At 39.2% G+C, this 13,100-nt stretch carries 11 protein-coding genes and 2 tRNA genes; 6 read left to right on the top strand and 7 right to left on the bottom strand.

The genetic code is table 11. From position 1 onward, the window contains the following. Positions 1–40: 40 nt before the first annotated feature. The 5 genes from AC0L4E_RS08680 to thrS form a co-directional block, all read right to left on the bottom strand. Entirely contained in the window at positions 41–598 is a 558-nt protein-coding gene (locus tag AC0L4E_RS08680) for a GNAT family N-acetyltransferase (RefSeq protein ID WP_473678863.1), read from the bottom strand. A 119-nt stretch (positions 599–717) separates the two neighbouring features. Continuing rightward, positions 718–1,077: a 50S ribosomal protein L20 gene (gene rplT, locus AC0L4E_RS08675; protein ID WP_012325107.1), complete on the bottom strand. Its 360-nt coding sequence runs from the start codon at positions 1,075–1,077 to the stop codon at positions 718–720. A gap of 18 nt (positions 1,078–1,095) precedes the next feature. After that, positions 1,096–1,290 (bottom strand): 50S ribosomal protein L35, encoded by a 195-nt coding sequence (rpmI, locus tag AC0L4E_RS08670; protein ID WP_055023949.1) that lies wholly within the window; start codon positions 1,288–1,290, stop codon positions 1,096–1,098. A gap of 88 nt (positions 1,291–1,378) precedes the next feature. Next, positions 1,379–1,921, bottom strand: a complete 543-nt coding sequence (infC, locus tag AC0L4E_RS08665) for a translation initiation factor IF-3 (protein WP_248983241.1) — start codon at positions 1,919–1,921, stop codon at positions 1,379–1,381. 3 nt (positions 1,922–1,924) lie between these two features. Next, positions 1,925–3,853 (bottom strand): threonine--tRNA ligase, encoded by a 1,929-nt coding sequence (thrS, locus tag AC0L4E_RS08660; RefSeq protein ID WP_473678862.1) that lies wholly within the window; start codon positions 3,851–3,853, stop codon positions 1,925–1,927. Between the two features lie 373 nt (positions 3,854–4,226). Here thrS and AC0L4E_RS08655 point away from each other — a divergent pair, with 373 nt between their 5' ends. Then, positions 4,227–4,427 carry a CPXCG motif-containing cysteine-rich protein gene (locus AC0L4E_RS08655; protein WP_220754440.1) on the top strand — a complete coding sequence of 67 codons (201 nt, stop codon included), beginning with the start codon at positions 4,227–4,229 and terminating at the stop codon, positions 4,425–4,427. 38 nt (positions 4,428–4,465) lie between these two features. Here the strand turns inward: AC0L4E_RS08655 and AC0L4E_RS08650 are convergent, their stop codons facing one another. Further along, positions 4,466–5,086 (bottom strand): riboflavin synthase subunit alpha, encoded by a 621-nt coding sequence (locus AC0L4E_RS08650; RefSeq protein ID WP_473678861.1) that lies wholly within the window; start codon positions 5,084–5,086, stop codon positions 4,466–4,468. A 30-nt stretch (positions 5,087–5,116) separates the two neighbouring features. Between AC0L4E_RS08650 and AC0L4E_RS08645 the strand changes: the two genes are divergently transcribed. The 3 genes from AC0L4E_RS08645 to AC0L4E_RS08635 all read left to right on the top strand — a co-directional run bounded on the left by AC0L4E_RS08645 (position 5,117) and on the right by AC0L4E_RS08635 (position 6,886). Beyond that, complete coding sequence (locus AC0L4E_RS08645; RefSeq protein ID WP_473678860.1) at positions 5,117–6,490, top strand: MATE family efflux transporter; 1,374 nt, start codon at positions 5,117–5,119, stop codon at positions 6,488–6,490. A gap of 217 nt (positions 6,491–6,707) precedes the next feature. Continuing rightward, a tRNA-Val gene (locus AC0L4E_RS08640) sits at positions 6,708–6,784 on the top strand. A 25-nt stretch (positions 6,785–6,809) separates the two neighbouring features. Beyond that, positions 6,810–6,886: transfer RNA gene (locus AC0L4E_RS08635), tRNA-Val, on the top strand. A 169-nt stretch (positions 6,887–7,055) separates the two neighbouring features. Here the strand turns inward: AC0L4E_RS08635 and galE are convergent. Continuing rightward, positions 7,056–8,084: a UDP-glucose 4-epimerase GalE gene (galE, locus tag AC0L4E_RS08630; protein ID WP_473678859.1), complete on the bottom strand. Its 1,029-nt coding sequence runs from the start codon at positions 8,082–8,084 to the stop codon at positions 7,056–7,058. Between the two features lie 448 nt (positions 8,085–8,532). On the opposite strand from galE, the gene AC0L4E_RS08625 reads away from it, so the two are divergent. Then, on the top strand, positions 8,533–9,729 hold the full coding sequence (locus AC0L4E_RS08625; RefSeq protein ID WP_473678858.1) for an efflux RND transporter periplasmic adaptor subunit: 1,197 nt from the start codon (positions 8,533–8,535) through the stop codon (positions 9,727–9,729). 3 nt (positions 9,730–9,732) lie between these two features. Further along, positions 9,733–12,939 (top strand): efflux RND transporter permease subunit, encoded by a 3,207-nt coding sequence (locus AC0L4E_RS08620; RefSeq protein ID WP_473678857.1) that lies wholly within the window; start codon positions 9,733–9,735, stop codon positions 12,937–12,939. Positions 12,940–13,100 lie beyond the last annotated feature (161 nt).

Genomic DNA, 13,100 nt, shown 5'->3' with positions numbered 1-13,100 from the left:
GCCAGCATTAGCTGGCTTTTTCATTTTAGTTTTTAAGTAATTAGTTTGAGTTATTTGTAAGACTTAAAAACGTTGAGTACAAAACCACATCGACGTCCCCTTCAACATCTGGATGTAATATCGTTTCTATATATTCCATACCAAGTTTTTTCATAATACCAATTGATGCAGTGTTAAGTTCATCCGCTATCGCTGAAAATTTAATAATGTCTGGGTGTTGTTCTACAATATGCTCAATAACTGCTTTAGCACTTTCAGTAGCAAAACCCTTACCCCATGCAGTTTGCTTAAAACGCCAACCAATCTCTAAGTTTTTAAATTGTGGCTTGTCTGTAAAGAAATCCATTGGCCTGATTAGAATCCATCCCAAAAAATAATCTTCTTTATTGAATACTTTCCACAATCCCCAACACTTTTCGGAATTTAAATAACTTGCGAGTCGTGGAATAAAAACTTGATCAATTTCTTTGCGTGTTGTTTTTCTACCGCCATTGATATATTTCATGACAGCTGGATCCTGATCTAATTCAAAAAGTAAATCAGCATCATTGAGTGTCATGAGTGAGATGTTAAGGCGGGAAGTTGAGATTACAGTCATAAAATTATTCCGTTAATAATGACGATTTAATAATGTCAGACGTTACAGCATATTTAAAAATAAATGATAGGCATAAAAAAAGGAACCCGAAGGCTCCTTTTTTAAAGCATTTTAACTAATTACTTAGCTAAAGCTTCTTTTGCTTTTTCAACTAAAGTTGTAAATACAACTTTGTCGAATACAGCGATGTCAGCCAAAATCTTACGATCGATTTCGATTGATGCTTTTTTAAGGCCGTTAATGAAACGACTATAAGAAAGACCATTTTGACGAGAAGCCGCATTGATACGTGCAATCCAAAGTTGACGGAATTGACGTTTCTTTTGACGACGGTCACGGTAAGCATATTGACCAGCTTTAGTTACTGCTTGAACAGCAACGCGGTAAGTACGTGAGCGAGCTCCGTAATAACCTTTGGCTAATTTAAGTACTTTCTTGTGACGAGCACGAGCGGTTACACCACGCTTAACTCTAGGCATTGTTCATATCTCCTTTAATTAAGCGTATGGTAGTTGACGTGCGATTGCTGGCACATCAGACTTTGCAACTAAACATTTAGCACGTAAGTGACGTTTACGCTTAGTGCTCTTCTTTGTCAAAATATGACGTAAGTGTGCTTGTTTACGCTTGAAACCATTAGCGGTTTTTCTGAAGCGCTTTTGAACACCCTTATCTGTTTTCATTTTAGGCATTGCTAAAACTCCGCATTGGGACATTAATAAAACGTAAGGCGAGCAAAACCCTCAAAAGGACTTTGCTACTTTTTAGTGGGTTGCCCTACTATTTCTTTTTAGGTGCGAGGACCATAACTGCTTGTCGACCTTCCATTTTCGGGAAAGATTCAACAACAGCATATGTTTCCAAATCTGCTTTGATACGGTTCAAAAGATCCATACCTAAGCTTTGGTGTGCCATTTCGCGACCACGGAAACGCAGCGTAATTTTCGCTTTGTCCCCATCTTCAAGAAAACGAATCAGGTTGCGTAGTTTTACCTGATAGTCGTTTTCATCAGTGCCAGGACGGAATTTTATTTCCTTCAGCTGGACCTGTTTCTGCTTCTTCTTTTGTTCCTTTTGGGCTTTAGCCTTATCAAAAAGGAACTTACCGTAGTCCATTATGCGACAGACAGGTGGCTCAGCATTAGGACTGATTTCAACCAGGTCTACACCTGCTTCATCAGCTAATTCCTGTGCCTGTGAAATACTAACGATTCCAACTGCCTCACCATTGATATCCGATAATCGAACTTCTGGTACGCCAGTGATTTCATCGTTAATACGATTAGGGGCTGGCTGTCGCCCTGCTGCTCTCTTGATCTTTATGACCTATTCCTCCAACAATAATAGACTACGGCTAGAAATTTGTTCTTGTATCTTGGCAGCGAAATCATTGATTTTCATCTTGCCTAAATCGATACCGTCACGTGTTCTTACCGCAACTTCCTTATTTTCCATTTCTTGATCGCCTACGACCAATAAATAAGGTACACGCTTTAACGTATGTTCACGTATTTTAAAGCCTATTTTCTCATTCCTCAAGTCTTTAGATGCACGAATGCCACTTTCTTTGAAAGTTTTAACAATTTCGTCAACATAATCAGACTGTTTATCAGTAATATTCATAACAATTACTTGCTGTGGTGCAAGCCATGTTGGGAATTTACCTGCATATTCTTCAATAAGAATACCTAAGAAACGTTCAAGAGACCCTAAAATCGCTCTATGGATCATAACTGGTGTCTGACGCGTGTTGTCTTCAGCAACGTAAGTTGCCCCTAAACGAGATGGTAATGCGTAATCTAATTGCACAGTACCACACTGCCATGCACGGTCTAAACAGTCATGAAGTGTAAATTCAATTTTTGGACCGTAGAAGGCACCTTCTCCCGGTAAAATTTCAAATTCTATTTCATTTGCAACAAGTGCTTGTTTAAGTGCTTCTTCAGCTCTATCCCACATATCGTCATCACCAATACGCTTTTCTGGGCGAGTTGATAATTTAACTACGATATTGTTGAAACCAAAGCTACCATAAGTGTCATATACCATTTGGATACATTCACTTACTTGCTCTTGAACTTGGGCATCGGTACAGAATACATGGGCGTCATCTTGGGTAAAGCCACGTACACGCATTAAACCATGTAAAGAACCTGATGGCTCATTACGGTGACAACAACCAAACTCCGCCATTTTAAGCGGTAAATCACGGTAAGACTTTAACCCTTGGTTAAAGATTTGCACGTGACCAGGACAGTTCATTGGTTTAATTGCATATTCACGGTTTTCACTATTAGTTGTGAACATCGCATCCGCATATTTGTCCCAGTGCCCAGAGCGTTCCCACAAGTTACGATCCATCATCAATGGACCTTTAACTTCTTGGTAAGTGTATTGGCCTAATTTTTGGCGAATAAACTTCTCTAACTCAAGGTATAAGCTCCAACCGTCGTTATGCCAGAAAACCATTCCTGGTGCTTCTTCTTGCATATGGTAAAGGTCTAACTGCTTACCAATTTTACGGTGGTCACGTTTAGCCGCTTCTTCTAGACGGTTTAAGTGTACTTTTAATGCTTTTTTATCAGCCCATGCTGTGCCGTAAACACGTTGCAGCATTTTGTTGTCTGAATTACCACGCCAATATGCACCAGCAACACTCATTAATTTAAAGTGCTGACAGAACTTCATGTTTGGTACATGAGGTCCACGACACATATCGATATATTCTTCGTGGTGGTATAAAGCTGGAGTCGCATCTTTACTGATGTTTTCATCTAAGATCGCGATTTTGTATTCTTCGCCACGTGATTCAAACGTATCACGCGCTTCTTGCCAAGAAACAACGTTCTTAACAACACTATAATTTGTTTTTGCAAGCGCAGTCATACGCTTCTCAAGTGCATCAATATCATCTTGAGTTAATTTGTGGTCTAAGTCGATGTCATAGTAAAAACCATTATCGATAACAGGACCAATAGCCATTTTTGTTTCAGGCCACATTTGCTTAATAGCATGGCCTAATAAATGTGCACAAGAATGGCGAAGGATTTCAACACCCTCTTCATCTTTAGCCGTAATGATAGAAAGTTCTGAATCAGTGGTGATTAAGTCACAAGCGTCAACAAGCTCGCCATTTACGCGACCAGCGATACACGCTTTCGCTAAACCAGGACCGATGTCAGCAGCGACATCTAAAGTAGAAACAGAATCTGCAAACTCACGTTTGCTGCCATCAGGCAATGTAATAATTGGCATTTAATTTCCTTATCCAGTGGTGACCCACACGTAGGGCCACTTGGTAATAAATAATAAATAAAAGAAATGCCACCGAACTACAGACATTACAGGAGTCTGAGCTGATAGTGGCATGAACTTGCATTGTATGTGAAAAGGCCTTTTGCAAGCAAGGGATGTACATATCTAAATCAGATTTAACTGCACATTATTGGTTTATTTAAGCCATTGATAACCATAAAACAGTTAAAAGAAAGTTTGATTGAGCTTAAATATCAAATACAGATGTTCTTTGACACCGACAAGACTCAACTATAATCACTAATGTGATTAAAAGACCCGTAACAAAATAATGGATTAAGGCTGTGATTAAACTATTTATAAGGAGTTATATATGAATTTAGTTAGCCGCGTTATTAGCTGTCCCCATTGTGGACATAATCAGCATGTGCACATTGATACAAGCTTGGGTGATCAAGAGTATTATGATGATTGCCGAATTTGTTGCAATTCAATCCACATGAGATTGCAGGTCAATGACTCTAATAGAACCATTCAACTGTTTATTGATTCAGATAACGAGCAGCTGTATTAACTGCTCGTTGCATGAACAAAGGTAATATTTAAATTAGATTAGTTATTGTTGAGCATTTTTTTAGCTAGAACACGTTCAACAGTATCAACGATAACTTGAGTTTGACTGTCGATTTCTATATTGATTTTATCGCCAACTTTGCTGTCACTTAAGTTGGTTAGTTTTAGTGTCTCTGGAATGAGGTGAAGCATAAATCTGTCATCATTAATTTCACCAACAGTTAAGCTGCAGCCATTTACACCGACAAAACCTTTATAAAAAATATAATCCATCCACTTGGTTGGAATACTCAGTGTTAAATTGTAATGACTATCTGTTTCACTCACTTCAACTACAGTTGCCATAGCATGAACGTGGCCTGATAAAATGTGGCCACCAATTTCTTTTCCAAAAGTTAATGAGCGTTCTATATTGACTTTGTTACCTGGCTCAACAAAATTTAAGTTTGTGACCTCTAACGTCTCTTCCATTACGTCGAAATAAACACTATTATTCGCAAGTTTAGTGACAGTTAAACATACGCCATTATTTGCAACACTTGCACCGGTTTCTAAACCTTGTTGCAGCTCTTCTGGAATTTTGACTTCAAACGTTTTTAAACCGCTTTGCTCTTTAATCGAAACCACATCGCATGTGGCTTGCACGATACCAGTAAACATATTTTCACTCGTTAGTTAAAAGGTTTTCTAATGAATCACACAGGCTTTCAAGCCAAAAAATTAATTCAACTGGCATTACCAGTATTAATTGCACAAGTTACCCAAACAATGATGGGCTTTATTGACACCGTAATGGCAGGCCGAGTCAGTGCTGTTGATATGGCTGCCGTCGCAATCGGTACCAGTTTATGGTTACCAGCCTTACTTTTTGTACAGGGTCTTATTCTCGCATTTACACCAGTATTTGCCCACCATCATGGTGCTAATAACCCTAAAGCAATACAACCACTAATGTCACAAGCATTCTATATTGCCATATTCGGTACTATCGGTGTTCTGCTGTTCCTCTCATTTGCGAAAACAATTTTTGCAATGATGGAACTGGATCCTGAATTAGCAGATTTAAGTGCGGGATATCTACATGGATTTATGTGGGGCGTTCCTGCTTTCATTTTATATCAAATATTGCGTGGCTGTGCAGAAGGTATTTCTTATACCTTACCTACTATGGTAATTGGTTTTGTAGGTCTTGCTGTAAACATTCCTGCAAACTATATCTTCATTTATGGACACTTTGGTATGCCAGCTATGGGCGGCGCGGGTTGTGGTGTCGCTACGGCACTTGTTTTTTGGGCAATGTTAATTGCCATGATGATCTATATGCAATTCCACAAAAAGTTTGATGAAATAGCACCGTTCAGTCGTTTAAACAAACCTAACTGGAAAACAATCTGGCAAATGACTAAACACGGTATGCCGATTGCTATGGCATTATTTTTTGAGGTGAGTTTATTCGCTGTTATTGCGCTATTACTCGCCCCGCTTGGCGCGACGGTTGTTGCTGGACACCAAATTGCACTGAATTTTTCATCTATTGTGTTTATGTTGCCACTATCTATTGGTATCGCAGTATCAATCCGAGTGGGATATTACTTAGGGCAAGACAAATTAGAGATAAGCAATTTAGTGACAAAAATAGGCTTATTTATTGCTTTCTCTTTAGCGGTATTTACCGCCGTTATTACTGTACTTTTCAAAACCCAAATTGCTTTACTTTATAACAACAACCCTGAGGTTGTGGCTTTAGCAGGTAGTTTAATGTTCTTAGCTGCATTGTATCAATTATCTGATTCAATTCAGGTTGTTGCTGCAGGTGCATTACGTGGCTACAAAGATACTCAAAGTGCATTTTATATCACTCTAATCTCGTATTGGGCTATCGGTATGACTTTAGGTTACACATTAGCAAGAACAGACATCATCGTTCCTGCAATGGGGGCTCATGGTTTTTGGATAGGTTTAATTGCTGGTTTAACGAGTGCTGCAGTGTTGTTTGCAATTAGACTTCGCTATATTCAAACTTCAGGCAAACTAAAAGCTGTGATTTCAGACAATCATCATTAAGTGGTTGATGTGGATCAAGTTCGATTCACAGCTCCAAAATACTGACTAACAGCATATAAGCTACGCATTATTAAGCTTATATGCTGTAATTAACTCCAAAATGAACAGCAAATCACCACTCAATCATTTTTTTGTCATTTTTGCTTGCATCAATCACGGTATACCGTAATATATCGCTCGTTCCAAAGATTACATGAATTTGTTTTCTTTAAACGATACAACTGTAGCTCAGCTGGTTAGAGCACCACCTTGACATGGTGGGGGTCGGTGGTTCGAATCCACTCAGTTGTACCATCTCTTTAGAGATTGATTTAGATATACAACTGTAGCTCAGTTGGTTAGAGCACTACCTTGACATGGTAGGGGTCGGTGGTTCGAATCCACTCAGTTGTACCAAATCATTCTTAACATTAAACCAGCTGAAGCTGGTTTTTTTGTGCCTAAATCTAAACAAACTGCTCACTAAATAAAAGCTCCTAGTGTTTTCAAATAGTAGCGGAAAGACTTAAAGAAAAAAGCGACACTTATCAAAGGATCGCTTTTACTTTACTGAATCAATTCTCAGTTACTCACTATCATAACCATTAGGATTAGTAGATTGCCAGCGCCAGGTATCTACCATCATTTGTTCTAACGTCCGACTCGCCTGCCAGTTGAGTTCTTTATTCGCTTTTTGCGCGTTAGCCCAAAAAGCTGGTAAATCACCGGCTCGACGAGGACTAACTTCATATGGAATTTTATTATCAACGGCTTGTTCGAATGCATTGACGATTTCAAAGACAGACACACCATTACCAGTACCTAAGTTGAATGCTTCAACCCCCGTGAAGTCTGTATTGGTATTTAACCAATTCATAGCCGCAACATGACCTTCCGCTAAATCCATTACATGTAAGTAATCACGCTCACAGGTACCATCTTTAGTTGGGTAATCTGAACCGAAAATACTCAGTTTTTCGCGTTTACCCACCATGACTTGTGCAACATAAGGTAATAGATTGTTTGGAATACCTTTAGGGGATTCACCAATTTGGCCACTTTCATGGGCGCCAATAGGGTTGAAATAACGCAATGACACGCCTCTAAATGCAGGATTTGATGTCGCAGTATCAGCCATAATTCGCTCAACCATCACTTTAGTTGCACCATAAGGACTTGAAGGAGTGCCTAGTTTCATCGACTCAACATAAGGCACGTCATTCTCTTCACCATAAACAGTGGCTGATGAGCTAAATATAAAATTGTTGACTTGATGTTCGGCCATTGCTTCAAGTAAGCACACTGAGCCGTGAACATTGTTCTGGTAATATTCTAAAGGAATTTGAGCCGACTCTCCTACCGCTTTTAACGCAGCAAAATGTATCACCGTATCAATGCTATGATCTTTGAATACTGAAGATAGTTGTGTTTTATCACGAACATCACCTTGCACGAACAACACTGATTTTCCCGTTAAGGTTTCTACTCTTTTGATGGATTCAATATTTGAGTTAAACAAATTATCGAAAACAACCACACTGCAGTTGTTTTCTAATAATGATAGAACAGTGTGCGAGCCGATATACCCTGCACCACCTGTAACCAAAACATTCATTGCTATTCCTTTTAAATTTACCCTACTTAGGCCTTAGCTATAGCCTATCTATTCAGCGCGTTCTTGAAAGCTATTTAATTTCATTAGTCACTATAACAATTCAAAATGTCATTCAATTGTCTTTTATCGCTTCGAAATTACTCATAGATGACTTCCTGAGAAATGGAGTTTACAAGTAATTAACATTTGTATGTCTATTTCAATAAAACAAAGGCTTATTCGCTGACGGTTATTATATGTTTTAAATTGATTTACGTAAAACGAATTGAGTTAACTTACTAATATTTAATGATAATCAACATTTAAAAACAAGATTAACCATCAGACACAAAAAATTACACATTGAAACAGTAAGGGTTTAACAATCCCTGTAACATGACCGTATAATAATATTAACTAATTTTGTCATGGGCAAAGCCTATGATTAGCTTCAACAAGAGGAAGTGTCGTGGCTACTGCAAAGCAAATTATTCTACCTATAGGCATCATAGGTGTTGGCGTACTCATTACTGGGCTTTTGGTTTCAATGCAAAAACCGCCAGAAGAGAAACCGCCTGTAGATAATACTCCTTTAGTTTCAGTTGAAACCATTAACTACAAACCAATGAAGTTTACTGTAAGTTCTTACGGTGTGGTAAACGCTAAATACCACACTGAGCTAGTGGCACAAGTCAGTGGTGAAATCACTTATCTATCCGATGCTTTTGTCAAAGGTGGCTTCATTAAAAAAGGAGACGTACTCGCAAGGATTGACCCAAGTGATTACGAGTCAGCTTTATTAGATGCCCAAGCGAATCTTGCTTCAGCTAAAGCCACGTTAGTCCAAGAAAAAGCAAATGCACAAGTTGCAGAGCGTGAATGGGCTGAGATTACAGATAGTAAACCAAGCGATTTAAGTTTACGTAAACCCCAACTTGCACAAGAAATTGCCAAACTTAAAAGTGCTGAAGCAGGATTGCTTCGCGCCCAGCGCAATCTTGAACGAGCCATCATCAAGGCACCATATGATGCATTAATTGGCAGTAGAAGTATTGGCTTAGGTGCATACGTCAGTAACGGTTCGCCAATAGGTTTAGTTTATAACACTGATAAAGCTGAAGTACGTTTACCACTAGCTGATAAAGAAATGCAGTATTTAGATCGTAAAGGTGCAAATGCAGAGGTCACCTTAGTCGGTAATTTTGCAGGTGAAAAACAAGAATGGATCGGCACCATAGTCCGCAGTGAAGGCGTGATCGACAGCAAAAGTCGCATGACTTACCTCGTAGCTGAAATTGATGATCCATATGGACTGAAAAAAGATCATAAAGAATTACGTTATGGCACGTACGTAACCGCACATATTGGCGGAACTCATGCAGGCCAAGTTGCAGTCGTGCCCCGTCACCTTATTGTTAATGGTTTAGTTGCCACAATGGATGAGGATAAAAAGTTACGTTACTTGCCAGTTAATATCATCAGACAAGATGGCAGTAATGTGATTATTTCAAGCGGTTTGGAAAATGGTATGAATATCATTACTTCAGCACTGGATTACCCTGTTGAAGGCATGACCGTAGCTTTACCTGAAGACAAAATTCTCCAAAAAGAGCCTAAAGTAGGTGTTGATTCAGACACTGCTATCGCCATGGAAGACAAGGAATAAATCATGGAAGATACTAATAAAGGCTTAATTGCGTGGTTTGCGCGCAACAGCGTTGCCGCAAATCTATTAATGATCATTATTTTACTTGGTGGTTTACTCACAGCTAACACTATTCGTAAGCAATTTTTCCCTGCAGTTGAAATAAACTGGATTGAATTTAGTGCAGTTTACCCGGGCGCAGCTCCGCAGGAAGTTGAAGAAGGTATTACGGTAAAAATTGAACAAGCATTAGAAACAGTTCAGGGGTTACAGCGTGTAATTACCTATTCAAATCGAAATCAGGCAAACGGCTATTTCCGCATTGAAGATTCCTACGATCCGCAAATTGTGCTCGATGAAGTTAAATCTGAAATTGGTTCGGTATCGACCTTCCCTGCTGGAATGGAATTTCCAAAAGTTGAGCGAATTAAAATTCGTCAAGAGGTGATGTATTTAAGCCTATATGGCGACTTATCTCAGCGCCAATTAAAAGATTTAGGCGAAAAAATCCATAAAGAAATCATGCAACTTCCTAACGTTAATATTGCAGATTTCTATGGCGGATTAAATTATGAAATTAGCGTAGAAGTCAGTAAAGATAGACTCCGTGAGTTTGGTCTTAACTTTAATGATGTTGCAGAAGCCGTTCGCGGCTATTCACGTAATATGTCTGCAGGACAAATCAAAGCTGAAAATGGTTACATTAACTTGCGGGTTGAAAACCAAGCTTACGTTGGTTATGAATTTGAAGATTTACCGCTTCTAACATTAGATGATGGTACCAATCTATTGTTAGGTGATGTTGCCACTGTAAATGATGGGTTTGAAGAAGGGATTCAATACTCAAAGTTTAATGGCCAAAATGCAGTAACCTTTTTTGTCGGCGCAGCTAAAAATCAAAGTATTACTGATGTTGCAGATACGATGAAAGACTATATCGCAAAGAAACAAGCCTTATTACCTGAAGGCGTAACCCTAGAGCCATGGGTTGATATGACCTATTACCTTGATGGTCGTCTTGATTTAATGCTAGATAGCATGAAAACCGGTGCTGTATTGGTATTTTTCATGCTAGCGTTATTTCTACGCGTTAGGTTAGCCTTTTGGGTCATGATGGGGCTTCCTGTTTGTTTCCTCGGTACCCTACTCTTTATGCCAATGGCATTCATTGATGTGACAATTAACGTCATCAGCTTATTTGCGTTTATTTTGGTACTCGGTATTGTCGTCGATGATGCCATTGTTATGGGTGAAAGTGCCCACACCGAATGCCAAGAAAATGGCCAAAATATTGATAGTGTTATTCGTGGCGTGAAACGAGTTGCCATGCCAGCAACGTTTGGTGTTCTGACCACCATTGCTGCTTTCTTACCTATCACTTTAGATGACGGCCCTTCGTCAGCATTTGGCCAAGCTATTGGTTTTGTGGTTATCTTATGCCTGCTATTTTCATTGGTCGAATCTAAATTGATTTTGCCTTCACATTTAGCCCATATGAACAAACCTAAGGTTGTCCAACCTGGTTCTAAAAACCCATTAGACTGGCTACGTAACGGGGTTAACTTTGTTCAAGGAAAAATCGAAAAAAATCTAACTTGGTTTATTGGCAATATTTACAAACCAAGCCTGACACTTGCCGTTAAATATCGCTATGCCGTTATATCAACCTTCGTCATGCTAATTGTTATTTGTGCAGCTTTATATATCAGTGGATTGGTTCGTTTTATAGGCCAGCCTAAAATCCCACATGATTTCCCACGCATTAGTCTCGAGATGAATGTCGATGCAGCAGAAACAGCAACACTTGATGCCGCCCATGCGATTGAAAAGGCATTAAGAGATGTTGAAACGCAACTAGAAGATAAATACGGTCAAGGCATGATTGCGGAACTGCAAGTTGAACTTCAGGGACGAACTCGCGCTGAAGTGAGAACTAAACTAGTAGATCCGAAATTAAGGCCAATTAACACCTTTGAAGTGGCTGAAATGTGGCGACAAGCCATGCCAAAAATTCCTGGTGTTAAGTCATTTGAAGTTCAAGACAGTCTATTCGGCGGCGGTCGTGATGACGGTGACATCAGCTTTAGGTTAGAAGGAAACGATGATGCACAGCTTATTGCAGCATCCCAAGCGCTAAAAGAGAAACTAAACACCCTTAAAGGTGTTAGTGATGTCAACGATAGCCGTCAGTCATCAGCTAAAGAAGTGCAATTTAACTTAAAACCTCTAGCTCACAGTTTAGGGTTAACCCTTGCCAATATTGCATCCCAAGTAGGTAATAGTTTTTACGGGCTTGAAGCTCAACGCATTATTCGTAATGGTGAAGAGATAAAAGTCATGCTTCGATACCCAGAGGAGCAGCGTAATTCAATTGCACTTGTGCAAGAGGTTTTGATCAAGACTCCACAAGGCGCTGAGTTACCTTTATCTGAAGTTGCCAACATTGAAGTGGTTCAAGGTGTAAATAGTATCCGCCGTGAAAATGGTAATCGTACTATTAACGTATGGGCATCGGTTGATGCTGAACAAGCTGAGCCTTTCAAATTAGCCAAAGATATTCGTGATAACTTTATGCCAGAGTTATTAACTAAGTATCCACGAGTAAAAAGTGAAGTTTCAGGTAATATTCAAGAGCAACTAGACAGTGCAGACACTCAACTTAGAGACTTTATCATCTCAATGTTAGTCATTTACAGCCTGCTAGCAATACCGCTTAAATCATATATCCAACCGTTTATGATCATGTCGGTTATTCCGTTCGGTGTGATTGGCTCAATGCTTGGACATATCATTTTAGGCATCGATTTAAGTGCCCTATCGGTATTTGGCATTATTGCTGCGGCTGGTGTAGTGGTAAATGACTCATTAGTCATGGTCGACTATGTCAATAATTCCCGCAAGCGTGGTATACCGTTAAACGAAGCTGTTATTAATGCAGGATGTCGTCGATTCAGAGCCATTATGTTGACTTCGTTAACGACATTTATTGGTTTAATGCCGATTATGACTGAAACCAGTATGCAAGCGCAGATGGTTATCCCAATGGCTGTATCATTAGCATTTGGTGTACTGTTTGCCACTGTCGTAACTTTATGCCTAATCCCTTGCCTATATATTGCTATTGAAGATATGCGCAAAATAGTCCGTAGTATTTGGAGAATGTATGTCCCAGAAACTAAGGAAGAAATACAGGCAGGCATAACGACACAAACGCCACATGGCATGAACTAAGTTAGTGCTAATCAGTTCATACAGTTAGTTAAATGTAATAGATAACACAAAAAGTGAAACGAAAGTTTCGCTTTTTTTATGTCTGGTTATATTGAATAATTTGATGTTGTAAATGTAAGCAGTAGTCGAGGGGTATACTAAATTGACTATTTGATTAGGCT

The organism is Shewanella sp. GJ50-10 (assembly GCF_055808815.1).
The sequence above is the reverse complement of the archived record's forward strand: the minus strand, read 5'-3'. Positions and strand labels throughout refer to the sequence as shown.

Excerpts from the sequence above, each read along its gene's own strand:
- AC0L4E_RS08645 (WP_473678860.1), top strand. The coding sequence starts at position 5,117 with ATGAATCACACAGGCTTTCAAGCCAAAAAATTAATTCAACTGGCATTA.
- AC0L4E_RS08620 (WP_473678857.1), top strand. The coding sequence starts at position 9,733 with ATGGAAGATACTAATAAAGGCTTAATTGCGTGGTTTGCGCGCAACAGC.
- galE (WP_473678859.1), bottom strand. The coding sequence starts at position 8,084 with ATGAATGTTTTGGTTACAGGTGGTGCAGGGTATATCGGCTCGCACACT.
- rplT (WP_012325107.1), bottom strand. The coding sequence starts at position 1,077 with ATGCCTAGAGTTAAGCGTGGTGTAACCGCTCGTGCTCGTCACAAGAAA.
- rpmI (WP_055023949.1), bottom strand. The coding sequence starts at position 1,290 with ATGCCTAAAATGAAAACAGATAAGGGTGTTCAAAAGCGCTTCAGAAAA.
- thrS (WP_473678862.1), bottom strand. The coding sequence starts at position 3,853 with ATGCCAATTATTACATTGCCTGATGGCAGCAAACGTGAGTTTGCAGAT.
- AC0L4E_RS08655 (WP_220754440.1), top strand. The coding sequence starts at position 4,227 with ATGAATTTAGTTAGCCGCGTTATTAGCTGTCCCCATTGTGGACATAAT.
- AC0L4E_RS08650 (WP_473678861.1), bottom strand. The coding sequence starts at position 5,086 with ATGTTTACTGGTATCGTGCAAGCCACATGCGATGTGGTTTCGATTAAA.
- AC0L4E_RS08680 (WP_473678863.1), bottom strand. The coding sequence starts at position 598 with ATGACTGTAATCTCAACTTCCCGCCTTAACATCTCACTCATGACACTC.